Raw genomic sequence first — 22,095 nt, forward strand, 5'->3', positions numbered from 1 at the left:
GAAGGGTACCAGCTACTCGGCGGGGATGCGCGCGGGCCGTTGCGCAAGCCTGGACAGCATCGCCTCGGCCTCGGCGCCGCGCTCGGAGCGCTCGATGAAGCCGCCGCCGTAGACTCGCGCCTCGTTGCCGTCGTCGGAATAGAGCACGCAGGCCTGTCCGGGCGCGATGCCGGATTCGCCGTCGACCAGCTCGACCGAGGTCACGCCGTCGTGGTGATGCAGCACGGCGGGGCGCGGCGGCCTGGTCGAACGGACTTTCGCGAAAAGCTCGATCCCGCCTTCAGGGACGTCCGAGAGGGGGCCGTCGCCAAGCCAATTCATGTTGCGCAGATAAATCTTGTGCGTCTCCAGCGCCTCGCGCGGGCCGACCACCACGCGCGCCCGGTCGGCGTCGAGATGGACGACATAAAGCGGCTCGCCGGAGGCGATGCCGATGCCGCGGCGCTGGCCGATCGTATAGCGCAGGATGCCTTCATGGCGGCCAAGCACGCGGCCGTCGATATGGACGATGTCGCCCGGATTGGCGGCCGCCGGCTTCAGCTTGGCGATGATATCGGAATACTTGCCCTGCGGCACGAAGCAGATGTCCTGGCTGTCCTGCTTGGCGGCGACCGTCAGCCCCATCTCCTCGGCGATCGCCCGCACCTGCGGCTTGGAGAGACCGCCGAGCGGGAAGCGCAGATAGTCGATCTGCGCCTGTGTGGTGGCAAACAGGAAATAGCTCTGGTCGCGGTCGGCGTCGACCGGCCGGTAGAGCGCGCGATGCGCACCATTGGCGCGCGAGCGGATGTAGTGGCCGGTGGCCAAAGCGTCGGCGCCGAGATCCTGCGCGGTGGCCAAAAGGTCGGCGAACTTGACCGTCTGGTTGCAGGAGACGCAGGGGATGGGCGTTTCGCCGGCGACATAGCTCTCGGCGAAGGGATCGATGACCGCCTTGCGGAAGCGCTCTTCATAGTCGAGCACGTAGTGCGGGATGCCGAGCGTCTCGGAAACGCGGCGGGCATCGTCGATGTCCTGGCCGGCGCAGCAGGAGCCGGCCCGGTGCGTCGCCGCGCCATGGTCGTAAAGCTGCAGGGTAACGCCGACGACGTCATAGCCTTCGCGCTTCAGGATGCCGGCAACGACCGACGAATCAACACCGCCCGACATGGCGACGACGACGCGGGTGTTTTCTGGGCGTCCGGGGAGATCGAGGCTGTTCATGGTTCTTTCAATCTGCGTGGCGCTGGCTGCCAATGGCCGGAATATAGGTCAAGCGTACCGGCTGCGCCAGCTTGCCTCCCCAAGCGATCTTTTCGGCGATTTTTCCCGGCAAAATCAGGGCCGGTACCGCGATTGTTTCAAATGCCGAGCAAAAACCTAACGTGACGTTCACGATCCTTACCTAGTCATTAGGGTTCGCTTAGGCAATTTTTAAAGCTGTGGCGGTACTGTGGCGGGGATTGGGTCTTTGAGTTTTTAGTAGAGAGTACGATGACCGATCTGGTTAGACCTAGAGTCAAATATGTTATCGGGCCTGACGGCAGCCCTCTCACGATAGCCGATCTGCCGCCGACGAATACACGGCGCTGGGTTATCCGGCGCAAGGCGGAAGTGGTAGCGGCGGTTCGCGGCGGACTGCTCAGCCTGGAAGAGGCCTGCCAGCGCTACAAGCTCACCACCGAGGAATTTCTCTCCTGGCAGGCATCGATCGACGAATATGGCCTCGCCGGGCTGCGCACGACGCGGATCCAGCAATACCGGCACTAAATACCGGCTGTCGGAAACAGAAGGGCGCGGAATTCCGCGCCCTTCTGTTTATTCGGAGACGTGCTTCTTTACACCGTGAGAACGACCTTGCCGATCGGTCGGGTGGCGAGGAAGACGTGGGCGGCGCCCGCCTGATCGAGCGGGAAAACTTTCGCGACGTGGGGCGACAGCTTCTTGGCGTCGACCAGACTGGCGAGTTCGACAAGGCCTTCGCGGTCGGGCGTCACGGACATCCGCTCGACGCGGATGTTGCGCTCCTTTGCCTTCGCTCTCGCGGCATCGGGCACATTGAGCAGCGACACCAGCACGCCGCCATCTCGCAGCACCTGCAGCGACGCTTCGGCATGATCGCCGCCGACGGTCTCCAGCACCAGGTCGAAATTGCCGGCCGCCCCGGTGAAATCCTTTCTGGTGTAGTCGATCACCTCGTCGGCTCCGAGCGAACGAACGAAATCAAGCTTGTCCGGACTGGCGGTCGAGACGACATGAGCGCCGAGCGCCTTGGCGATCTGCATCGCCAGATGGCCCACGCCGCCGGCGCCGGCATGGATCAGCGCGCGCTGGCCGGACTGAATGCGGCCGTGGCGAACAAGGCCTTGCCAAGCGGTGAGGCCGGCGAGCGGCAGCGCTGCCGCATGGATATGATCGATGCCGGCGGGCTTGATGGCGATCTCGGCCGCTGGTGCTGCCGCGAGTTCGGCATAGGCTCCGGCCTGTTTGGGAAAACGCGGCATACCGAACACCTCGTCGCCGGCCTTGAAGGCGCTCACGCCGGCGCCCACTGCCTCGACGGTTCCGGAAATGTCCCAGCCGAGAATGAAAGGCGGCCCGCCAAGCAGCGGATAAAAGCCGCCGCGCACGGCGCCGTCGACAGGGTTGATACCGGCTGCCTTGACGCGAACCAGCACTTCGCCAGCCGCCGGCGAGGGATCGGGCTGTTCGGCGACGAAAAGGACGTCGGGTCCACCGACGGAGTTCTGGATAACGGCACGCATAAAGACCTCCTGTTCGATTGATGTGTCGCTATCATTTGGAGAGTAATATTCCCTTGTCTAGTATGTACCTTTTCGATATATAGGCACCTCATGGATAGTAAAGACGCTCCCTTTGGCTATGACGCCTTCCGGCGCACCTGCCCGTCGCATACCGTGCTCGAGATGCTGGCCAGCAAATGGGTCTACCTAACCGTTTGCGCGCTCCGGCGCGGCCGGATGCGCAATGGCGAGCTGGCGCGCAAGCTCGAAGGCATCACGCCGAAGATGCTGACCCAGACGTTGCGTGTACTGGAGCGCGACGGCCTTGTCCGGCGCGAGATCTATGCGGTCATTCCGCCGCGGGTCGAGTATGAGCTGACCGAACTTGGCCAAAACCTGGCGGGATTGCTCAGTCAGATCCGCTCCTGGGCGGAAGAGCATGCGCCCGACATCAAGGATGCCCGTGCCAGGGCATCGGCGAATCATCGGGACGATATGGCGATTCAGCCTTGAATTGAGAGCGCGGGCAGGATCTGTCCTGGCGCGGCTTCAGGGGCGATGCCGGAGGACCCCGGCGATAGCGGTACGCGCTCGGCTCAGCCGATCATGGCGCTGCGGCCGCCCGCTTCCGCGTCGCGGATCTTGCTGTCGCGCGATTCCAGCATCTCCGCCTTGGAAAGCTCCGCTTCAGCTTCGCCGAGTAATGATTCGGCCATGGTTCGCTGCTGGGCAAGGTCGCCCTGCGAATTCCTGAGGTTGTCGCGGCGCAGGCGTGCCGCCTTGGCGAAGGTCGGATAGGCAAAATGATTGATGTCGGTGATGCCGGCTTTTTTCTCTTCGGCGACGATCTGCGCCTCCAACTCGACGGCCATGCGTTCGAACTCGGCGATCATCATGTCCAGCTGCAACAGCTGGCGCCGCTTCTCATTCACCTGAAACTGCTTCAGTCGAACGAGGTTTTCACGTGACTTCATGACTCGGTACTCCGCAAAACGCACACCTGCATATCGTCCCATCGGCCTTGAAAGGCCCAAGCGTCGCCCGTTTCCCCCGGCTTTCCCCCTACTATAGGAAACAAAGCCCTAAAGATTTTTGCCGGCGGTAACCATTCGTTTACGGGCATTGTTAATCATACGGGCGAGGACTTAAGGCCGGGTAAAAATTCCGGCTGCGGCGGGAAGCGCGGCCTGCGAGTCTCTGGAGTCACTTAGGCTGGCTTATTAATGTGGTACATGAGCGATTTGGGTCCGTGATTCGTTATTAGATTCAAGTGGGTGTAGAAAGGGGTTAAAAAATCTGATATCGTGGTCGGCACGAAATTAGGATTTATTAACCAGTCGGTGGCACCTTCTGTTCAGGCAATCACTGCTCCGGGTTCCGGACGGGTCGTGACGCGGTCCGGCAGCAGAAAAGGGGAATGAAATGCGTGTTCTGCTGATTGAAGACGACAGTGCAACCGCACAAAGCATCGAGCTGATGCTGAAATCGGAAAGCTTCAACGTCTATACGACCGATCTCGGCGAAGAAGGGGTCGATCTCGGCAAGCTCTACGACTACGACATCATCCTTCTCGATCTCAATCTTCCCGACATGTCGGGCTACGAGGTGCTACGCACGCTTCGCCTCTCCAAGGTCAAGACGCCGATCCTGATCCTCTCGGGCATGGCAGGCATCGAGGACAAGGTGCGCGGTCTCGGCTTCGGCGCCGACGACTATATGACCAAGCCTTTCCACAAGGATGAGCTGGTGGCGCGCATCCACGCCATCGTGCGCCGCTCCAAGGGCCATGCCCAGTCTGTCATCACCACCGGCGACCTGGTGGTCAATCTCGACGCCAAGACCGTCGAGGTCGGCGGCCAGCGTGTGCACCTGACCGGCAAGGAATATCAGATGCTGGAGCTGCTTTCGCTGCGCAAGGGCACGACGCTGACTAAGGAAATGTTCCTCAACCACCTTTACGGCGGCATGGACGAGCCGGAACTGAAGATTATCGACGTCTTCATCTGCAAGCTGCGCAAGAAGCTCGACGCCGCGTCCGGCGGCCAGAACTACATCGAAACGGTATGGGGCCGCGGCTACGTGCTGCGCGAGCCGGAAGACATCCGCGTCAGCGCCTGACCTGCGGCAAAACGGTTCGTATAAAAAAGTAATTCAAAACAAAAACCCGGCTCCGGCCGGGTTTTTCGTTTCCGACATCGAAAAGCTCAAGCCGCGGTCTTCAGGAAGCGGAAGCTCTCGAGCAGCTGCGCCCGGTTGAAGGGCTTCAGCAGATAGCCCTGGGCGCCGGCACGTTTCGCCCGCATGATCGAGCCGACGTCGACTTCGACGAGCGAAACCAGGATCTGCGGCTTTACGGGGCTTTCGATGGCGCGGATGCGGCGAATGAGGTCGACCGCCTGCATGTCCGGCAGGCCCCCGTCGACAACGACGACATCGGGCATGTCGGCGGAGCAGATCTCGACCGCATCAAGCCCGGTGGCCGCTTCGGTGACCACGATGTCCGAGCCGCCAAGGATACGCTTGGCGACCTTCCTGATGACGCTCGAATCGTCCACGAACAGGCAGCGCTTCATTTCCGGGCCCTCTTTGCCATCTGCCGAACCGGCAACCTCCGGTAACCGTGGGGCATCATAGAGCAATCTGGTAAAGAAGCCGAAAAGCGGTTAGGTAAAGTTTTTCCAAAGAGGCGCGACGGACGGGTTCTTCACCGTCAAGCCAATGCTCCGGAAATCGCCGACATTGCTTCATCCGCACTGCAAGCGACAATATCGGCGGAAATTAATACTTGGTCTGCTCTTGGTCGCTGCCTAAAGCGCGTTGCGTTGAAACGGATTCAGGCGGCGCGCTTAAAGCGCGTCGCGATCCCTCGCTCCGTGCGCTTTAAATCTTTGTTTTATGCATGTCCGTTTTTCGCAAAACCGCTGCGCACTTTTGCGCGACATGCATTAGACCGCCGACAGCACGATCTCTTCGGCGGTCGCATGGATCGAGATGGTCATGTTGGCCTCGCGAGCCAGAAGCAGCGTGTAGTAGGGCTGGACCGAATGGGCGTCGATCGGTTCCTCAGGCTTGTGGCCGGAATGCAGCTCGAGGAATTTCGGCGGCACGCGCAGCATCGGGCCGCTGGCCGACAGCGAAAAACGCGGCTCCGTCTCGAGGTTCTCCAGCGTGACCACCAGCTTGCCGCCGCGCGGTATGGCCGCGTTGGCGACGAGAATGAGATTGAGCAGCAGCTTGACCTTGTTCTTGGGCAGCAGCGCGCGGGCTCCGTTCCAGACCAGCTCCGGCTTCTCGTTCTTCAAAAAGGCAATGGCCACGGCCTCGGCGTCGCCGGTGTCGATCATCATGCCGGCCGAGCCGGCGGCGCCGAAAGCGATACGGGCAAACTGCAGACGCGCCGAGGCGTTCCTGGCGCTCTGTCGAATCAGTTTCATGGCATCTTCGTCGGCGCCGCCTTCATCGAGCAGTTCGAGGCCGTTGTTTATGGCGCCGACCGGCGAGATGATGTCATGGCATACGCGACTGCACAGAAGCGCCGCCAGATCGGGGGCGGAGAGGGTGAAGAGCTCGGCCATCGGAGAAATCCCTGCTAGTTCACATATTCATGGCCGAGCGACCGATTTTCGCGCCGCCACGCGAATCACGCTCTTTTCCAAGGCCTTCTGAATACACAGCGCCCGCCCGCGCATCAACAAATCCGCGGCCGCGGACGGCAAAAACGGTGCATTCACGCCGGGAAACCGGGGCGAAAGAGGCCGTGTCGGTCCGCCAGCCTTCGAACCGCCATCTTCCTGCGCCAGTTTAATGGTTGAAAAAGGATTACGGCATAGTTTGCCCGTGATAGTCATCTCGAAGCGGCCGCCAAGAGCCGTAGGGGTACGAGGCGTCGGCGAAAGTGCTCCCTGACGGAGATTGGAAGCATGTTTTCCCGATTCTATGACCGGACTCTCGTCCGCGTCCTTGCCATGACGATCGCCCTCATAGGTGCTGTCATCTTCTCAACCTCCGCGTCGCGGGCCCAGGAATATACCGCGCAGGAGATCATCGATTCCGGCCACAAGTTCTTCGGCGCGACGTCAGGCGGCCTCGCCACCGTGGTCGAAAAGATCTTCGCGTCCTACGGCCTGCCAAACGGCTATCTGCTCGGCGAGGAAGGATCCGGAGCGCTGATTGGCGGCCTGACCTATGGCGAAGGCACGCTCTACACCAAGAACGCCGGCGACCATAAGGTGTTCTGGCAAGGCCCGTCGCTCGGCTGGGACTTCGGCGGCGAAGGGTCGCGCGTGATGATGCTGGTCTACAACCTCGACGACATCAGCAGCCTCTACAACCGCTTCGGCGGCGTCGCCGGCTCCGCCTATGTCGTGGCAGGCGTCGGCTTCAACGTGCTGCAGAGCAACAGGGTGCTCATCGTTCCGATCCGCACCGGCGTCGGCGCCCGGCTCGGCGTCAATCTCGGCTATCTGAAGCTTACGGAACGGGCGACCTGGAATCCGTTCTGACCGGGCAGGATTGCCACATCCGATCGGATAAGCCTGACCGCGCCGCGGCATGCTCTTGCCGCGGCGCTGGATTTCCGCCATGCCAAGGTGGCACAGTCGGGCATTGGCGGGTTGCCGCCTCGCATTTCGGGTAGTCCACCTTGGTCCAGTCGATCCTGTTCTTCGCACTCGGCTTCCTCTGCGCCGTCTTTCTGGTCTCGCTGATCGCGCCGGCCGTGTGGCGGCGGGCCGTCGTGCTGACGCGCAGGCGCCTCGAGGCCTCGATGCCGCTGACGCCCGCCGAGATCCTGGCTGAAAAGGACCGGGTGCGCGCCGAGTTCGCCATGAACACGCGCCGGCTCGAGATGAACATCAAGAGCCTCAAGGAGAAGGTGGCCGAGCAACTGGTCGAGATCGGCCGCGGCCATGAGGCCCTGAAGGGACTGGCGGTCGAGACGAAGGACAAGAACCAGGCGCTTTCCGACCTGCAGGCCAAGAACGCGGAGCTCAGGCAGCGCGAGCAGGAACTGCACAATTTGTCGGAAAAGCTGGCGCAGGCTGAGCGCTCCCTGGAGAAGCGAGCGCTGGAGCTGCAAAAGCTCGAGCAGATGTATGACGACGCCAGCTTCTCTTCCAGCAACCGCCAGATCGAGCTGGTGGCCCGCGAATCGGAACTGGACAAGCTCGCCAGCGACATTGCGGTGCTGCGCAGCCAGCGCAAGGAGGCGGACCGGCGCAGTCAGGAGCTGGCCGCGGAGGGCAAGGCGGCCAGGGATGCGCTCAAGGCGGAAAAGAAGCGGACTGCCGAGCTGGACAAGAAGGTCGAGCGGCTGCTTGCGACCCTTGCCGACCGCGAGGAAAAGCTTGACAGGCGCGAGAAGGAGCTTGCCCGGATGCGCGAACGCCCAAAGCAGGGCCCCGCGGCAAACGGCGGAACGCACCATGCCGGCGAGGCCGAGGGCATCGACAAGGCCATCGCCAAGCTCGAAGGCGATCGGGAGCGGCTGGAGGCGAGGCTGGCGGCGCTCGCTCACGAGAACAAGCAGCTCAAGACCGATCTTGCCGCGTTCGAAACGGCAAAGCCCGAACAGGCAGGCGACGTGCGTCGCGCCGGTGCAGCGCTTCGCGAGCAGATGAACGAACTGGCCGCCGAGGTCGTCAACCTGACGATGAAGCTGGACGGGCCGGATTCGCCGATTGCCAAGGCCTTGGCGCCTTCTCGCGACGGGCGACAGGATGCCGGCGAGCGCGGCATCAGCCTCGCGGATCGTGTAAGGGCCCTGCAGAAGGCCGGCTCGACCGCCAGTTGAGCCAAAGACAGCCAGCGAGCGGAACGACTTGGTCGTTGGCTGCTATCGTCTCGAGAAGTGATGCAGGGCGACGGCCGAAGCAGCTGCAACGTTCAGGCTGTCGAATCCCTCCGCCATGCCGATCCGTACCGTCCGCAGACGGTTGAGCAGGGCGTCAGGCAGGCCTTCGCCTTCCGTGCCGAGATAGAGCGCCAGCCGTGAAGTTCTTTCCGCGGCCCGGATGTCCGTTTGGCCGCGCGGCGAGAGCGCGAACTGGTTGAAGCCCAGCCCGTCGAGCGTTGCAATCAAGCTCGTGGTGTCGTCGAAGGAGGCAAAAGGAACCTTCAGCGCCGCGCCGACCGAAACGCGGATCGCCTTGCGATAGAGCGGATCGCAGCAGGTGGAATCGAGAAGCACGGCGTCCGCGCCAAAGGCCGCGGCGTTGCGGAAGATCGAGCCCATATTGTCGTGATTGGATATGCCGACCAGAACCACGACCAGCGCGCTTGCCGACAAGGTTTCAAGCAAAACCTCCGTCGGTCGAGGAGCGCCCCGAACGCCGATCGCCAATATTCCGCGATGCATGTGGAAACCGGCGATCCGGTCCATGACCTCGCCGCCGGCGACATAGACCGGGAAGTCCGCCGGCGCCTTGCGCAAGACGCCTTCCAGGCCCGCCAGCCTGTTTTCCAGAATGAGGGCCGATTCTGCGGAGAAGCGTCCGGCCGACAACAGAAGGTCCAGCACCACCTTGCCTTCCGCGACGAAGCGCCCGTGGCGGCCGACGAGATCGCGCTCGCGGATGTCGAGATAGGCGGCGACACGCGGATCCTGCGGGTCGTCGATGGGAATGAAGTTCATGCAGACCTCGCCGGCGAACGATCGTCAGCGAGGTAAGGGGCTTTGGATAGCGCGGGTCAAGCCCCGGCGCGGCGCAACCGATAGGCCATCTGGGACAGATCGCCGTCGCCGAAAATGCCTTCCAGCATACGAAGCAACTCGCGCACCGCGTCGGACTTGCAGGAATAATAGATCATCTGGCGATCGCGGCGCGTCTCGACGAGATCGAGCGCTCTCAGCTTGGCCAGATGCTGCGAGAGAGCGGACTGGCTCAACTGGACTTTATCGGCGATGGCACCGACGGACATTTCGCCGTCGATCAGATAGCTGACGATCAGAAGCCGCTTTTCATTGCCCATGAGCGTCAGAAACGCGGCAGCCGATTCGGCGTTGGCGACTAGCTTGCTCGAGATCATAGATGCCCCATGTTTTCTGGCTCATCCAGCCGCCATGGGGGCAATGGTGGCTGATTCCATAGTGTTCAGGTCAGAAAGCGCCGCTGAATCAGCGCTGCAACAAAGGGTAGATCATTTTATCTAAATCTCAAGAGTTGCTTTCGATCTGAGACGATTAACTTTCGCTACTATGCCTTGCCGGCGGCGCGTCCGGTCTTTGCCATCTCGACCAGCACGGACCGCAACTCGCTGGCGGCGCAGAGGGGTTGAGGGAAGAAGACCCTGCAGACGGCATCCGCACAAGCCAGGTCCATGCCGTCGGGATCGAAACCCGTGGCTATCCAGCCATCGCCGTCGGCCCCGCCGAAATGGCGCGCATAGATGCAAAGCGCATCGCGATGGTCGGTGTTCATATGGTCCAGCGCCGACTGTTCACTGGCAGCAAGCTCTTCGACGATCGCGCCGCCGGTGATCAGGTCGGCGCGATCCAGAAGATATGCCTTGCCGAAACCGCCATTTAGACTGGCGCGTTCAGGCTCGAGCCGGAATATCGAGAAGTCGCCAAGCCCGGCATAGAGCTTTGCCTTCGGATTGCGGTTGAGGTAGCGCCGTTCGGCGCCGGCGTGCTCGGCCGAGCCACGCTCCAGCCGCAGCGCCCGGCACACAAGCGTGATGCGCGGATGCGCGAGCGGATCGCCCTTGCCGGGTTCGCCGACGAGCAGCGAGCAGCGCGGGTCGGCGAGAAGCGCGCCGGTATGCGCGGACAGCATCGAGACCAGGATCAGCGGCGCGCCGTCGATGTCGGTCGCCACGCCGACCCGGCTTGCCAGCGGCGCGCCGGTGCCAGGCTCGATCACCGCCAGCGCGCCGAAACGGGCCGAGCGGATCAGCGTCCTCGCCAGCCTGACGGCCTCGGCGTCGGTCTCGCGGATGACATCCTTCCTAGTCAAAGCGCTCCCCGCGATAAGTTGATTTATGCTCTCCGGTTTATTGGCCAAACAGGCCGGACCTGACAAGGGCTTCGATTTCACTTTCACTGATGCCGAAGCGTGCCAACACGCTTGCCGGCTGACGGTCTGCAGCGGTCGGCGCCGAGGCAAGGGTTTGGGAGGCCTGCGAGAAACGTGGCGAAGGGGCCGGCCGCTCGAGCCGGTCGGACCTCACGAAGCTTTGCCTTGCGCGATTGTGAGCGTGATTCCCGGCTTCGGCTAGCGACAGGACCGGAGCGACGCAGGCATCGGTCGGGCCAAAGACGTCGGCCCAATCGTCGCGCGTCTTGTCTCTGATCTTCGCGGCAATGGCGGCGCGCATCTCGGGCCACGATGTCCTGTCATATTGGCTGCCGACAAAACGCCGGTCGAGCGGCAGAAGTTCGGCGAACTCGGCAAAGAATTGCGGCTCGAGGCAGCCGACGGCGACATGCCGGCCGTCCGCGGTCTCATAGGTGTCGTAGAAGGGCGCCCCGGAATCGAGCAGGTTTTCGCCGCGCCGGTCGTTCCAGAGTCCTGCCGCCATGTAGGCATGGATAGGAGCCGCGAGCATCGATGCGCCCTCGACCATCGCGGCGTCGATCACCTGGCCCTTGCCGGTGCGCGAGCGCTGGAAGAGGGCGGCCAGTACGCCGGTGATCAACACCATGGCGCCGCCACCCTGGTCGGCGACGAGGTTGAGCGGCGGCACTGGCGGCGTTTCCTGCCTGCCGATGGCATGCAACAGGCCGGCATAGGCGAGATAGGTGATGTCGTGGCCAGCGCGGCGCGCAAGCGGCCCGTCCTGGCCGAAGCCCGTCAGGCGGCCATAGATCAGCGCCGAATTGCGTTCGAGCACGACGTCGGGTCCGAGGCCCAGCCTTTCCATGACGCCCGGGCGAAAGCCCTCGACGAGGATGTCGGCCCTTTCCGCGAGACGCAGCAGAAGCTCGGCGCCATCCGGACGTTTCAGGTCGAGCTTGAGGATGGAGCGTCCATGGCGGTCGAGGTCATAGGCTTCCGGTAAGGACAGAAGCGGCTCCCGGACGTCCGCCCGCTCGATGCGCAGCACCTCGGCGCCCATTTCCGACAGCATCAGGGCTGCGAGTGGCACCGGGCCGAGGCCCGCCATCTCGATCACCGTCAGGCCAGCCAGCGGTCCTGCCTTGGGGGTGGCGCCTGCCTGTGAGGTGGTCATTGCCTTCTATTTCGGCGCCATGCGGATCGCGCCATCGAGGCGGATCGTCTCGCCGTTCAGCATCTGGTTCTCGATGATGTGCAGCGCCAGCGCCGCATATTCCGAGGGCTCGCCGAGACGGGGTGGGAAGGGCACCGAGGCGCCGAGCGAATCCTGCACCTCCTGCGGCATGCCGGCCATCATCGGCGTCTTGAAGATGCCCGGGGCGATGGTGCAGACGCGGATGCCGGAGCGCGCAAGGTCGCGCGCCACAGGCAGCGTCATGCCGACGACGCCGCCCTTGGATGCCGAATAGGCCGCCTGGCCGATCTGACCGTCATAGGCGGCGACCGATGCCGTGTTGACGATGACGCCGCGCTCGCCGCCATCGAGCGGGTCGAGTTTCGCCGCCCGATCGGCGACGAGGCGGATCATGTTGAAAGTGCCGATCAGGTTGATCTCGATCACCTTGCGGTACTGGTCGAGCGGGTGCGGACCATCCTTGCCGATCGTCTTCACGCCGATGGCGATGCCGGCACAGTTGACCAGGATGCGCGGCTCGCCAAGCCTTTTCGCCACTTCGGCAATGGCGGCGGTGCCGCTGTCGCCGCTGCTGACATCGCACTGAACGGCGATGCCGCCGATATCGGCGGCAACCTTGGCCGCGCGCTCGATGCCGACATCGAGTATCGCAACCCTGGCGCCCCTGGCGGCAAGGGCGCGCGCCGTCGCTTCGCCAAGGCCCGAGCCACCGCCGGTGACGATCGCGATCTGGCCGTTGGGGTTCATGCGGGCATCCTCCGGGAATTTCAGGTCATGCTACGAAGCACGCTGCTGGGGCGCAACCTGAATGACCGGATCGATCGAGACCTGCGGATTGGCCGGCGCCCGGACCGCGGCCGCAGCCAAGTCCGCGACCCGCGCCGTGTCCGCATGGCAGACCTCGCCGACAAAGCGGGCCACCGCGCCCGGCTTGATTTCGTGGTGAAGAAGCCTGTCGAGATCGACCGGGCGCGGCATGATGATCTGGCCGCGCGGAAAGCGCTTGAAGCCGAGCGGACCGTAGTAAGGCTCGTCGCCGACCAGCATCACGGCCGGAGCGCCCGCCTTCGCCGCGGCTTCGAGAGCGATCGCGACCAGCCGGCGGCCGATGCCGAGATTCTTGAAGGCAGGGCGCACGGCAAGCGGGCCAAGCATCATGGCGCGTCCCGCGCCGGCAGCAACGCGCGTCATACGCACCGAGGCGATCACCGTGTCGTCCTTGACGGCGACAAAGGACATCGAGCGGTCGTGTCCGCCGGATTCGCGGATCTTGTAGGCGGCAAGCACGAAACGGCCGGGCCCGAAGGCCTCATCGTTGATGGCTTCGATTTCAGCATCATGCGCCGGGGTTTCCGGCAGGTATTTCACGTCGGCAAGGCTCATGGTCTTTGCGTTCCGGTATGCGAGGAAAGGTTGCTGCAAGCGGCAGCGTTCGCCAGTCAGCGCTTCATCAAGCGCGGGCGCCCTTTCGTCGTCGGTCGAACCGGATCGAGGCAAAGTCGAACATGGGCGCCTCCGCTAGCATCAATTTTTCCCGGCTGCAATCGGCGCCTTTCACCTTTCTTTTCACTGCTTGACGATCTGGTTCGTCATTTGACGAACTGGTTCGTCGTTTGACGAACTGTTCAGCGGCTGAGGGCTTCGACATTCCGGCCGTTCGCCTAAATGATGTTGGAACCCGCAGGGAGATTTCGCATGGGATTGCTGATCGAGGGCAAGTGGCAGGACCGGTCGACCGTTGCCGACAGCAGCGGCAGGTTCGTGCGCGCGGAAGCGCAATGGCGCGACTGGGTGACGCGCGACGGCACGCCGGCGGAAGGCCGCAAGCGCGGCTTCAAGGCAGAGCCCGGCCGCTATCATCTTTACGTTTCGCTCGCCTGCCCATGGGCGCACCGGACATTGATCTTCCGCTCCCTGAAGAAGCTGGAAGACATCATCTCCGTCTCCGTGGTGCACCACTTCATGGGTGAGAACGGCTGGACCTTCAAGGCGGAGGACGGTGCCACCGGCGACACGCTCTACGGCCTCGAATACCTGCACCAGATCTATGCCAAGGCCGATCCCGCCTATTCGGGACGGGTGTCCGTGCCGGTGCTGTGGGACAAAAAGCAGGAAACGATCGTCAACAACGAGTCTTCCGAGATCATCCGGATGCTCAATTCCGCCTTCGACGAATGGGGCGATGCGAGCCTCGACTTCTATCCCCCGTTGCTGCGGGCGGAGATCGACAAGATCAATGCGCTGGTCTATCCGGCGATCAACAACGGCGTCTATCGCGCCGGCTTCGCCACCACGCAATCCGCCTACGAGGAAGCATTCGGCGAATTGTTCTCAGCGCTCGACACGATCGAAGACCGACTTTCCAAGCAGCGCTATCTGGTCGGCGAACGCATCACCGAGGCCGACTGGAGACTGTTCACCACGCTGGTCCGCTTCGATCCGGTCTATGTCGGCCACTTCAAATGCAATCTGCGCCGCATCGCCGACTATCCGAACCTGTCGAATTATCTGCGCGACCTCTACCAGGTGCCCGGCGTCTCAGGCACGGTCAACCTGCACCACATCAAGGCGCATTATTACGGCAGCCACAAATCGATCAATCCGACCGGAATCGTTCCGGTGGGGCCGGAGCTGGACTATGCCGCGCCGCATGATCGCGGCAGGTTCAGGAAGGCGGCTTAGCGCGGTTCAGTGTTTGATAGAATCGCTGAACCGCTCTAAGTGTTTTTTACGCAATTCCGGACGGAAAACCGCTGCGCACTTTTCCTGGAATTGCTCTAGCTACCAGTAAGCTGAAACGTGCTCGCCGCCGAAAATTTCGGCAATCCGCCGTCGCGTCGCGGGCGTCGTATCTTCCGGCAAACGGTCGAGCGGAAAGAACGCCGCCTCGGCGATCTCATGGTCGGGCTGCTTCGGCCCGGTCTGGCTGAAGGCTTCGATCAGATAGAAGCCGACATGGTCACGGCTGCTGGCGCGACGGTTGAAATGCATCGATTTCAGCACCGGCGAGGCGGTCAGGGCGATATTTCCTTCCTCAGCCAGTTCCCGCGCCAGCGCTTCGATAAGCGTCTCACCCATCTCCACGCCGCCGCCCGGCAGTTGCCAGCCCGGAACGTAGGTATGGCGGATGAGGAAGACGGAATTTGACACCTGGTCATAGACGAGGCCACGCACGCCGAGCGTCATCGGGCGCCGCAGCAGGAAATAGAGGTGGAACAGCCTCGCCCGCAGTCCCGGCCAGCCGGTCTGACGGAACGTCTCCTCGAGATCGGGTGAGCCTGTCATCCGGCAATCCGCGGGCGAACAGCAAACGGTGAGTAGAAAGCCCGGACGGGGTCGCTTAAGAAGGGGCTATGCTCAGGCTCGCACATATTTCCGATGTCCATCTGGGGCCGCTGCCCGATGTAACCTATCGCGATCTCGCGTCCAAGCGCGTGCTGGGCTACGTCAACTGGCAGCGCAACCGCCGCCGGCATATGCACGATGCGGTCATCGACACCATCGTCGCCGATATCAAGGCCAGCGCGCCCGACCATCTCGCCGTCACCGGCGATCTCGTCAACCTGGCGCTCGACGGCGAGATCGAGATGGCAAAGCACTGGCTGGAGACGCTTGGTTCTCCGAACGACGTGTCGGTCGTGCCAGGCAACCACGATGCCTATGTGCCCGGCGCCTTCGACAAGGTCTGCCGGTCGTGGGCGCCGTGGATGACGGGAGACGGCGTGGACAGTCCGGTCGACCGCAATTCCTTTCCCTATCTGCGCGTACGCGGCAACGTCGCGCTGATCGGCGTCACGACGGCGCGGGCCACGGCGCCCTTCATGGCCAACGGCTTCTTCATGGAGGGCCAGGCGGAGCGGCTCGCCAAGATCCTCGACGCCACCGCCAAACAGGGGCTGTTTCGCGCCATCATGATCCACCATCCGCCGGTGCGCGGCGCGGTTTCGCAGCATAAGCGGCTGTTCGGCATCTCGCGTTTCCACAAGGTCATTCGCCGGCACGGCGCCGAGCTTGTCCTGCACGGTCACTCGCATCTGCCGTCGCTGTTCACCATCGGCCCGCGCGGCGCCAAGGTGCCGGTGGTCGGCGTAGCCGCCGCCGGCCAGGCGCCGGGCGGCAAGCATCCCGCCGCCCAGTACAATCTGCTCGAGATCGACGGGGAAAAGGGCAACTGGAGCATCCGCCTGACACGGCGCGGCCTGACCGGTCCGGCACTGCCGCCATCAGATCTCCAGGTGATCGAGCTGGGTGCCGACCTGGCGGCGGCCCGTGAGCTCGTCAAAAGCTGAACTGGTCAGAAGCTGATCTTCATCTGGGCGATGCGATCCCAGAACAGCACGAGCGATACCGCCAGGCCCACCAGGGCGCCGGCGGCGATCAGGCCAAGGCCGGCGAAGAAGGTCGTCCAGCCGTTGCGGCGTGCTGCGGATTGCAGCGGCGGCTCTGCCTCCTGAACCTCGGCGCGATGCAGGCCAGGCACGGCGCTCTCGACCGCCCCTTCCATCATCCGCTGCCGCTCGACGACACGCTCGGCCACATAACGTGTCACGGCATCGGCGACGGGCTTCATGTCGGTCGATTCAGCCAGCACCACGCGGCCGATGCGCGTGTCCTTGAGGAAACGGAAGGTGCGGCGATCCCGTCCCATGGCGACATGGCTGACGGCATCGATCCACAGCCGCGGCTGCAGGCCGGAGGAGACGGCGAAGTCGAAATTGTCCATGTCGGTGGGCACACCGGCAAAGACGGGCGCGAGCTCGGTGGCCAGAAGTTCGAGCCGCATGCGGTGTGCCTCGCGCATGTCGACCACCACGTCGTCGCGGTCGGCAAAGGCGTTCTTGACCTCGCGGATCGCGTCCGCGAGCTTCCGTGACGGCTCGATCGGGGTGACTTTGTCGCCTGCATCCTTCATGGCGGCTGCCTCGCTGTTGGTAAACAGCGAGTTAACACACTCGCCGGCAAAATGCACTGCGAGATGGGTCAGCTTGCTGCCGCGCCGATAACAGGCCGTTGGCCTTTGCGTCGGCGCCGCATGTTGCGGCGCACGACCTCCGCGATCAGGTCGGGCGCCTCCTCGGCCAGCATGTGGCCGGCCTCCAGCACGTGGTGCAGGTGGAAATGCGCCGGCAGGGTTTCGGCCTGGTCGACGGGCAGGACGGGATCGTCCGTTCCCCAAACCACCATCACCGGCATGCTCAAGGTCGCCAGCCGTTCGCCAGGGATGACACCTTGCCGGTCACCCCTGGTCATCACGGCTGCGGTATCGACAAGGGTCTGCAACTGGCCCGGCCGCTCGCGCATAAGCGAAAGCGCCTCCACCACATGTTCCGGGGGCACGCTCCTCGGCCCTGACATGGCGGCAAGGCATGCACGGATCTCATCCCGGTTGGCTGCGGCGGCATAGCGGCGCAGCAGTGGTCCGTTGATCTCCGGGCCGAAGCCGCCCGGCGCCAGCAAGGTCAGCGAGGCCACCCTCCCGGGATCGGCAAGCGCCATCAATGCCGCGATCGCGCCGCCCATCGAATGGCCAACGAGGTGGACTTTGCCCAGCCGGCGGGCGATCAGATCCGCGAGGATGGCCCGTGCCGCCTGCTTGGCGCCGCCATTTCCGTCATATTCCAACGAGTTTCCATGGCCCGGCAGATCGTAGGCCAGCACCCTTGCACTCGGCGCCAATGCAGAAATCACGTCGCGCCATGTCTCATGGCAGCTACCGAAGCCGTGCAGCAGCACGATCGTCTTCGGGCCTGCACCGTATTCGGCGACGTTAAGGGATGGCAGCATGAAATTTATCGGTTACGAAGCAAAAACGAGTGGCAATTCCAAATCGTGGCTGGATGCTCCCTGGCCGAGTCGATAGCTAGTAAAATCTTCGCGACTGGGGCGGTCGGCGCCAAACCAACTGCATAAGCATACTCTAATTTTTTCGTCGTCCTCGTGCTATTGTGGCGATCGGGCAGCCAAGGATCGATTCCGTCGTCCGGTCGACGTGGCGGAGACGGGCTTGCGGCCTCAGCTCGGGTTGCCGATTCCCGCAGAGTGCAAGGACTGCACCAGCCGGTCGGTGAGATCGGCGGGATACTTCCTGTCGACAAAGGTCGCGCGCGGATCGGCGGCGAATTTCGGGAACTCGGCCGTCAATTCGTTGGCCAACTGGCTCGCGAGCTTGTCGCGGCCTGAAATCTTGGCGCCGATGATGCGTGCGGCCAGGTAATGCGATTTTGATGCCGTGGTCCGCAGCGATTCGCTGGCAATTGCGGCTCGCTTCGTGTCGCCTTGCATCAAGGCTCCGAGAAACAGGCCGTAATCCCACCAGGTCGGGTGGCCGCTGAATGTTTCGACGGCGTGGCCGAGGATCGGAGTACCTTCCTGATATTTACCGGCGAAGATCAGGCCGTAGCCGTAGGCGGCGGCCATGCCGAGATCGTAAGGGTTGAGTTCATAGGCCTTGCGCATCCAGCGGATCGCTTCGTCCGTATTGCCGAGACGCGAGCTGAGATAGCCATAGGCGCGATGCGCGTGCGGGCTCATCGGCCCCATCTGAACGGCGCGGTGGGCGAACGACATGGCCTTTTCGAGCGTCGCATCGGGCGGGTAGGCATAGTGGCTGGTGACGGCTTCCAAATGCAGCGAAGCGAGTTCCGAGTAGACGAGCGATGATTTGGTGCCTTCGCCGACCAGCTTCTCCAGACAGCGATACGCGGCTTCGTGCGTCTTGGCGCTCTGATCGAGATAGTAGCGATCGTCGAGCACCAGACATCCGATCTGGCTGGTCTGGATGTCGCTCTGGTCGATGTAGCTGTAGATCGCGCCCGAAGCGGGGACGGTCGAAGTCAGGAGGCTGGCGATATTGCTTTCGACCACGCCAGGCGCGCTTTCGGCTGGGGTCAGGTTGCGCGACAGGAGAACCCGCCCCGTCGCGACGCTCTGCAACTCGATCATGACGTCACCGGTGGCAGGTCCGGGAATAACATCGAAAACGAAGCTGACCGGATCGGCGGAACTATCGCGCGTGGCGCCGGCGTCGCGTCCGATGAAGTCTATGGTATCGAAGCCGGCGAGACCGGCGCGAAGCGAGGAGGCGACACGGGCGGCCTCGGGTCCGTCGGCCTTGATGGCCAAGTAGATCAAAGGCAAGCTGTCGAAAGTTTGCGGAGCGACGCTGCCGGTCGCGCCTGCCGTTTCGACCGGCGCGGCCGAGTCGTCGCCGGGAAGAAAGGCATTGCCCTGGCGGACGACAAGGACACCCAGCATGGCGATGACCAGCACCATGGCGGCCCAGAAGAACCGCAATTGGCGCGTCAGCGACGAGGCGGATTCGGGGACCGCGGGTGTCGCCGTCGACGGGACGGCATCGGCGGGCGAGGCACCGGCGGCCGCGCGATTCTCGAAATGCTCGGCCGATGGCGGAGCAGCCTGGCCACTGTCGGCGGGCTTGGCCTCGGCGGGCAGCCGGATGGCATTCAGCTCGTAGGAAGGCACGTAGCCGCCACGCGGGATTGCGATGCGCACCGGCTCGGCAACCCCCTCATTGGCGAAATAATGATCCAGAAGCTCACGCAGCCGTCCGGCCTGGACCCTGACGACCGCATCGGTCGAGGCGTCGAAATCGCCGTCCTTGCCGAAGACGTCCATGGCGATGGAAACGCCCTTCAGCCTGTCGCCTTCGCCGGCCTGCTCGCGCTCGACCAGATAACGCAATAGCCTGCGGGCACGCTCGGACCGTCCGAACGTTTCGCTGGCAAGCAGTCGCTCCAATGTCTCGCGCACTGCGGGGGCGGCAGGCGTGGCAGGCTCCAAGTGTCGAACCCTTCAAAGTCGGCACAGGTTAGGAACCGATCATATATAGCGCTCGCGCCGGCGCACAAGAACGCTTCTGTTATGCGATCGCGTAAGCCACCGCAAATTTCCCTGCCGGTTAATGAATGGCAGGGAAATCGCGTATGTTTTGCGGCATTGCGCGGCTCGTGAGAGGGCCGCGCGAAGTCAAGCGGTCAGCCGGCCTTGCGGCCGAGGATGCGGTTGGCGGCCGAAACCACGGCCTCGAGCGAGGCGGCGACGATGTTGGTGTTTATGCCGGCGCCGAACAGCTTGCCGCCCGGATATTCCATCTCGACATAGGAGATGGCCGAGGCGTTCGAGCCGCGCTGCAAGGAATGCTCGGAATAGTCGAGCACCGACATCTCGACGCCGACATGGCGCGAAAGCGCATCGACGAAGCCGTCGATCGGTCCGGTGCCGGTGCCGGTGATCGTCATTTCCTTGCCGTTGTCGAGGATAACCGCCTCCACCACGCGCCGTCCCTTCACCTCGGTGTCGGGATAAGTCTGATGGTCGAGGAATTTCAGTCGCGCGCCGGGCTGGTCGACATAGGCTTCGAGGAAGCGCTCGTGGATGCGCCTGGCCGGCACTTCCTTGCCTTCGGCATCGGTGATCGCCTGGATATCCTGGCTGAATTCGATCTGCAGGTTGCGCGGCAGGTTGAGACCGTAGTCGGCCTGCAGCACATAGGCGATGCCGCCTTTGCCGGATTGCGAGTTGATGCGGATGATCGCCTCGTAAGTGCGGCCAACATCGGCCGGGTCGATCGGCAGATAGGGCACTTCCCACAGCGGCGTGTTGGCCTTGCGCAGCGCCTTCATGCCCTTGTTGATGGCATCCTGATGCGAGCCGGAGAAAGCGGTGTAGACCAGCTCGCCGACATAAGGGTGACGTTCCGGGATCTTCAGCTGGTTCGAGTACTCGTAGACGTCCTTCATCCGGTTGATGTCGGAGCAGTCCAGCTCGGGATCGATGCCTTGCGTGTACATGTTGAGCGCGAGCGTCACGATGTCGACATTGCCGGTGCGCTCGCCATTGCCGAACAGCGTTCCTTCGACGCGGTCGGCGCCCGCCATCAGGCCGAGCTCGGTGGTGGCGATGCCGGTGCCGCGGTCATTGTGCGGGTGCAGCGAGATGATCAGCTTGTCGCGGTTGTCGAGATTGCGGCACATCCATTCGATGCGGTCGGCATAGACGTTGGGCGTCGACATCTCGACCGTCGAGGGCAGGTTGATGATCAGCTTGTTGTCGGCCGTCGGCTTCACGATCTCGATGACGGCGTTGCAGATTTCCAGCGCGACCTCGAGCTCGGTGCCGGTGAAGCTCTCCGGCGAATATTCGAAACGGTAGCCGCCGCCGGCCTTGGCCGCCATGTCGGTGATCATCTTGGCGGCGTCGGTGGCGATGCGCTTGATGCCGGCGACGTCCTTTTCGAAGACGACGCGGCGCTGCAGCTCGCTGGTCGAGTTGTAGAAATGCACGATCGGCCGGTGCGCGCCCTTCAGCGCATCGAAAGTCCGCGTGATCAGCTCGGGCCGGCACTGCACCAGCACCTGCAGCGACACATCGTTCGGCACGCCGCCCTCCTCAATGCACCAGCGGGCGAAATCGAAGTCGGTCTGCGAGGCTGACGGAAAGCCGATCTCGATCTCCTTGAAACCCATGTCGAGCAGCAGCGCGAACATGCGCGCCTTGCGTTCGTGGCCCATCGGGTCGATCAGGGCCTGGTTGCCGTCGCGCAGGTCGACCGAGCACCAGATCGGCGCCTTCTCGATCGCCTTGGACGGCCAGGTGCGATCGACGAGGTTGACGGTCGGATAGGGCTGATATTTGCGGGCGGCGTCGGGCATGTGCCCGGGCGCTCGCGCGTCCGTTTCGGCCTCGCCGGCGCGGATTGCTTCTCTTCTGTTCATCGTCGTTTCTCCCGGCGGCTCGTGGGACCGCCCTCAGGCGGATTGGTGCCGAGCGGCGCCTTTACCAAAGTTTCGTTCGCTTGATGTGACTTGCCAATCTGGCCAAGGAGCATGCGCCTCGAGCGGCGGTTTTCGACCGCCGGGCGCTCCTTCAGCGGACCCGGCGATCGCCGATAAGGCCGAGAAGAAGCAGGGTCGAAGCAAGCGCGCGCACGGTCTCGCCGGCAAAGCCGGAGCGAGGAGAAGCGACGGGGCGGGTGCGCGTGGTCATGCCGGCTCTCTTACAGGAGCGGGCATCTGGAGGCAAGTGCCGGGTCCGGCTTCAAGTCTTTGGTTTCATGCATGTCGTTTTCCCAAAACCGCTGCACATTCTTGAGCGACATGCCATCGGCGCGGCTCTTCCCCGCTCCAGGCAAATGCGCCACACTCGTTCCCGGAGACCTGAT

25 protein-coding genes are annotated in these 22,095 nt (G+C 63.2%); 7 read left to right on the forward strand and 18 right to left on the reverse strand.

The window, feature by feature from the left end; all coding sequences use genetic code 11:
* Positions 1-12: 12 nt before the first annotated feature.
* Together mnmA and QAZ22_RS12455 are read right to left on the reverse strand one after the other, a co-directional pair.
* Positions 13-1,203 carry a tRNA 2-thiouridine(34) synthase MnmA gene (gene mnmA / locus QAZ22_RS12450; RefSeq protein WP_278074397.1) on the reverse strand — a complete coding sequence of 397 codons (1,191 nt, stop codon included), beginning with the start codon at positions 1,201-1,203 and terminating at the stop codon, positions 13-15.
* A gap of 7 nt (positions 1,204-1,210) precedes the next feature.
* Positions 1,211-1,375, reverse strand: a complete 165-nt coding sequence (locus tag QAZ22_RS12455; RefSeq protein WP_278207056.1) for a hypothetical protein — start codon at positions 1,373-1,375, stop codon at positions 1,211-1,213.
* 98 nt (positions 1,376-1,473) lie between these two features.
* Here QAZ22_RS12455 and QAZ22_RS12460 point away from each other — a divergent pair, with 98 nt between their 5' ends.
* Complete coding sequence (locus QAZ22_RS12460) at positions 1,474-1,749, forward strand: DUF1153 domain-containing protein (RefSeq protein WP_006203587.1); 276 nt, start codon at positions 1,474-1,476, stop codon at positions 1,747-1,749.
* A gap of 68 nt (positions 1,750-1,817) precedes the next feature.
* Here the strand turns inward: QAZ22_RS12460 and QAZ22_RS12465 are convergent, their stop codons facing one another.
* A complete protein-coding gene (locus tag QAZ22_RS12465; RefSeq protein WP_278207072.1) occupies positions 1,818-2,744 on the reverse strand; it encodes an NADP-dependent oxidoreductase in 927 nt (308 codons plus the stop codon).
* Between the two features lie 90 nt (positions 2,745-2,834).
* Here QAZ22_RS12465 and QAZ22_RS12470 point away from each other — a divergent pair, with 90 nt between their 5' ends.
* Positions 2,835-3,236, forward strand: coding sequence for a helix-turn-helix domain-containing protein (locus QAZ22_RS12470; RefSeq protein WP_347566939.1), 402 nt, complete (start codon positions 2,835-2,837; stop codon positions 3,234-3,236).
* Between the two features lie 83 nt (positions 3,237-3,319).
* Here QAZ22_RS12470 and QAZ22_RS12475 read toward each other — a convergent pair whose 3' ends face one another.
* The gene (locus QAZ22_RS12475; RefSeq protein WP_278074669.1) at positions 3,320-3,697 is read right to left on the reverse strand and encodes a flagellar export protein FliJ; all 378 of its coding nucleotides are present in this window, start codon (positions 3,695-3,697) and stop codon (positions 3,320-3,322) included.
* A gap of 448 nt (positions 3,698-4,145) precedes the next feature.
* Here QAZ22_RS12475 and ctrA point away from each other — a divergent pair, with 448 nt between their 5' ends.
* Positions 4,146-4,841, forward strand: coding sequence for a cell cycle two-component system response regulator CtrA (gene ctrA / locus QAZ22_RS12480; protein WP_006203583.1), 696 nt, complete (start codon positions 4,146-4,148; stop codon positions 4,839-4,841).
* A gap of 86 nt (positions 4,842-4,927) precedes the next feature.
* Here ctrA and QAZ22_RS12485 read toward each other — a convergent pair whose 3' ends face one another.
* From QAZ22_RS12485 to QAZ22_RS12495, 3 genes are all read right to left on the reverse strand, one after another.
* Entirely contained in the window at positions 4,928-5,296 is a 369-nt protein-coding gene (locus QAZ22_RS12485) for a response regulator (protein ID WP_278207079.1), read from the reverse strand.
* Between the two features lie 372 nt (positions 5,297-5,668).
* Positions 5,669-6,298, reverse strand: coding sequence for a histidine phosphotransferase family protein (locus QAZ22_RS12490; RefSeq protein ID WP_278074392.1), 630 nt, complete (start codon positions 6,296-6,298; stop codon positions 5,669-5,671).
* 27 nt (positions 6,299-6,325) lie between these two features.
* Positions 6,326-6,571 (reverse strand): hypothetical protein, encoded by a 246-nt coding sequence (locus QAZ22_RS12495; protein WP_278207080.1) that lies wholly within the window; start codon positions 6,569-6,571, stop codon positions 6,326-6,328.
* A 117-nt stretch (positions 6,572-6,688) separates the two neighbouring features.
* Here QAZ22_RS12495 and QAZ22_RS12500 point away from each other — a divergent pair, with 117 nt between their 5' ends.
* Positions 6,689-7,225, forward strand: coding sequence for an EipA family protein (locus QAZ22_RS12500; protein ID WP_278074668.1), 537 nt, complete (start codon positions 6,689-6,691; stop codon positions 7,223-7,225).
* A gap of 140 nt (positions 7,226-7,365) precedes the next feature.
* The gene (locus tag QAZ22_RS12505; protein WP_278207081.1) at positions 7,366-8,514 is read left to right on the forward strand and encodes a hypothetical protein; all 1,149 of its coding nucleotides are present in this window, start codon (positions 7,366-7,368) and stop codon (positions 8,512-8,514) included.
* Between the two features lie 42 nt (positions 8,515-8,556).
* Here QAZ22_RS12505 and QAZ22_RS12510 read toward each other — a convergent pair whose 3' ends face one another.
* The 6 genes from QAZ22_RS12510 to QAZ22_RS12535 form a co-directional block, all read right to left on the reverse strand.
* Positions 8,557-9,354: an RNA methyltransferase gene (locus QAZ22_RS12510; RefSeq protein WP_278207082.1), complete on the reverse strand. Its 798-nt coding sequence runs from the start codon at positions 9,352-9,354 to the stop codon at positions 8,557-8,559.
* 56 nt (positions 9,355-9,410) lie between these two features.
* Positions 9,411-9,749 carry a metalloregulator ArsR/SmtB family transcription factor gene (locus QAZ22_RS12515; RefSeq protein ID WP_278207083.1) on the reverse strand — a complete coding sequence of 113 codons (339 nt, stop codon included), beginning with the start codon at positions 9,747-9,749 and terminating at the stop codon, positions 9,411-9,413.
* A 167-nt stretch (positions 9,750-9,916) separates the two neighbouring features.
* Positions 9,917-10,678 (reverse strand): HugZ family protein, encoded by a 762-nt coding sequence (locus tag QAZ22_RS12520; RefSeq protein ID WP_278207084.1) that lies wholly within the window; start codon positions 10,676-10,678, stop codon positions 9,917-9,919.
* Between the two features lie 37 nt (positions 10,679-10,715).
* Positions 10,716-11,894: a CaiB/BaiF CoA-transferase family protein gene (locus QAZ22_RS12525; protein WP_278207085.1), complete on the reverse strand. Its 1,179-nt coding sequence runs from the start codon at positions 11,892-11,894 to the stop codon at positions 10,716-10,718.
* A gap of 6 nt (positions 11,895-11,900) precedes the next feature.
* A complete protein-coding gene (locus tag QAZ22_RS12530; RefSeq protein ID WP_278207086.1) occupies positions 11,901-12,662 on the reverse strand; it encodes a 3-hydroxyacyl-CoA dehydrogenase in 762 nt (253 codons plus the stop codon).
* 30 nt (positions 12,663-12,692) lie between these two features.
* Entirely contained in the window at positions 12,693-13,298 is a 606-nt protein-coding gene (locus QAZ22_RS12535; RefSeq protein ID WP_278207087.1) for an N-acetyltransferase, read from the reverse strand.
* 312 nt (positions 13,299-13,610) lie between these two features.
* Here QAZ22_RS12535 and QAZ22_RS12540 point away from each other — a divergent pair, with 312 nt between their 5' ends.
* Positions 13,611-14,597: a glutathione S-transferase family protein gene (locus QAZ22_RS12540; protein WP_278207088.1), complete on the forward strand. Its 987-nt coding sequence runs from the start codon at positions 13,611-13,613 to the stop codon at positions 14,595-14,597.
* 99 nt (positions 14,598-14,696) lie between these two features.
* On the opposite strand, the gene QAZ22_RS12545 is transcribed toward QAZ22_RS12540, so the two are convergent.
* The gene (locus QAZ22_RS12545) at positions 14,697-15,200 is read right to left on the reverse strand and encodes an NUDIX domain-containing protein (RefSeq protein ID WP_278074383.1); all 504 of its coding nucleotides are present in this window, start codon (positions 15,198-15,200) and stop codon (positions 14,697-14,699) included.
* A 68-nt stretch (positions 15,201-15,268) separates the two neighbouring features.
* Here QAZ22_RS12545 and QAZ22_RS12550 point away from each other — a divergent pair, with 68 nt between their 5' ends.
* Positions 15,269-16,204 (forward strand): metallophosphoesterase, encoded by a 936-nt coding sequence (locus QAZ22_RS12550; protein ID WP_278207089.1) that lies wholly within the window; start codon positions 15,269-15,271, stop codon positions 16,202-16,204.
* A gap of 5 nt (positions 16,205-16,209) precedes the next feature.
* Here the strand turns inward: QAZ22_RS12550 and QAZ22_RS12555 are convergent, their stop codons facing one another.
* The 4 genes from QAZ22_RS12555 to leuA all read right to left on the reverse strand — a co-directional run bounded on the left by QAZ22_RS12555 (position 16,210) and on the right by leuA (position 21,586).
* Positions 16,210-16,827, reverse strand: a complete 618-nt coding sequence (locus QAZ22_RS12555) for a hypothetical protein (protein ID WP_278207090.1) — start codon at positions 16,825-16,827, stop codon at positions 16,210-16,212.
* 68 nt (positions 16,828-16,895) lie between these two features.
* Positions 16,896-17,699, reverse strand: coding sequence for an alpha/beta fold hydrolase (locus QAZ22_RS12560; protein WP_278207091.1), 804 nt, complete (start codon positions 17,697-17,699; stop codon positions 16,896-16,898).
* A 228-nt stretch (positions 17,700-17,927) separates the two neighbouring features.
* On the reverse strand, positions 17,928-19,715 hold the full coding sequence (locus QAZ22_RS12565; RefSeq protein WP_278207092.1) for a tetratricopeptide repeat protein: 1,788 nt from the start codon (positions 19,713-19,715) through the stop codon (positions 17,928-17,930).
* 194 nt (positions 19,716-19,909) lie between these two features.
* Positions 19,910-21,586: a 2-isopropylmalate synthase gene (gene leuA / locus QAZ22_RS12570; RefSeq protein WP_278207824.1), complete on the reverse strand. Its 1,677-nt coding sequence runs from the start codon at positions 21,584-21,586 to the stop codon at positions 19,910-19,912.
* Positions 21,587-22,095: the final 509 nt, after the last annotated feature.

This window comes from Mesorhizobium sp. WSM4906 (assembly GCF_029674625.1).
In the GTDB taxonomy this organism is placed as follows: Bacteria; Pseudomonadota; Alphaproteobacteria; order Rhizobiales; family Rhizobiaceae; genus Mesorhizobium.

Coding starts and splice junctions, on each gene's coding strand:
- mnmA (WP_278074397.1), bottom strand. CDS start 1,203: ATGAACAGCCTCGATCTCCCCGGACGCCCAGAAAACACCCGCGTCGTC.
- QAZ22_RS12460 (WP_006203587.1), top strand. CDS start 1,474: ATGACCGATCTGGTTAGACCTAGAGTCAAATATGTTATCGGGCCTGAC.
- QAZ22_RS12465 (WP_278207072.1), bottom strand. CDS start 2,744: ATGCGTGCCGTTATCCAGAACTCCGTCGGTGGACCCGACGTCCTTTTC.
- QAZ22_RS12470 (WP_347566939.1), top strand. CDS start 2,835: ATGGATAGTAAAGACGCTCCCTTTGGCTATGACGCCTTCCGGCGCACC.
- QAZ22_RS12475 (WP_278074669.1), bottom strand. CDS start 3,697: ATGAAGTCACGTGAAAACCTCGTTCGACTGAAGCAGTTTCAGGTGAAT.
- ctrA (WP_006203583.1), top strand. CDS start 4,146: ATGCGTGTTCTGCTGATTGAAGACGACAGTGCAACCGCACAAAGCATC.
- QAZ22_RS12485 (WP_278207079.1), bottom strand. CDS start 5,296: ATGAAGCGCTGCCTGTTCGTGGACGATTCGAGCGTCATCAGGAAGGTC.
- QAZ22_RS12490 (WP_278074392.1), bottom strand. CDS start 6,298: ATGGCCGAGCTCTTCACCCTCTCCGCCCCCGATCTGGCGGCGCTTCTG.
- QAZ22_RS12495 (WP_278207080.1), bottom strand. CDS start 6,571: ATGACTATCACGGGCAAACTATGCCGTAATCCTTTTTCAACCATTAAA.
- QAZ22_RS12500 (WP_278074668.1), top strand. CDS start 6,689: ATGACGATCGCCCTCATAGGTGCTGTCATCTTCTCAACCTCCGCGTCG.
- QAZ22_RS12510 (WP_278207082.1), bottom strand. CDS start 9,354: ATGAACTTCATTCCCATCGACGACCCGCAGGATCCGCGTGTCGCCGCC.
- QAZ22_RS12515 (WP_278207083.1), bottom strand. CDS start 9,749: ATGATCTCGAGCAAGCTAGTCGCCAACGCCGAATCGGCTGCCGCGTTT.
- QAZ22_RS12525 (WP_278207085.1), bottom strand. CDS start 11,894: ATGACCACCTCACAGGCAGGCGCCACCCCCAAGGCAGGACCGCTGGCT.
- QAZ22_RS12530 (WP_278207086.1), bottom strand. CDS start 12,662: ATGAACCCCAACGGCCAGATCGCGATCGTCACCGGCGGTGGCTCGGGC.
- QAZ22_RS12535 (WP_278207087.1), bottom strand. CDS start 13,298: ATGAGCCTTGCCGACGTGAAATACCTGCCGGAAACCCCGGCGCATGAT.
- QAZ22_RS12540 (WP_278207088.1), top strand. CDS start 13,611: ATGGGATTGCTGATCGAGGGCAAGTGGCAGGACCGGTCGACCGTTGCC.
- QAZ22_RS12545 (WP_278074383.1), bottom strand. CDS start 15,200: ATGACAGGCTCACCCGATCTCGAGGAGACGTTCCGTCAGACCGGCTGG.
- QAZ22_RS12550 (WP_278207089.1), top strand. CDS start 15,269: ATGCTCAGGCTCGCACATATTTCCGATGTCCATCTGGGGCCGCTGCCC.
- QAZ22_RS12555 (WP_278207090.1), bottom strand. CDS start 16,827: ATGAAGGATGCAGGCGACAAAGTCACCCCGATCGAGCCGTCACGGAAG.
- QAZ22_RS12560 (WP_278207091.1), bottom strand. CDS start 17,699: ATGCTGCCATCCCTTAACGTCGCCGAATACGGTGCAGGCCCGAAGACG.
- leuA (WP_278207824.1), bottom strand. CDS start 21,586: ATGCCCGACGCCGCCCGCAAATATCAGCCCTATCCGACCGTCAACCTC.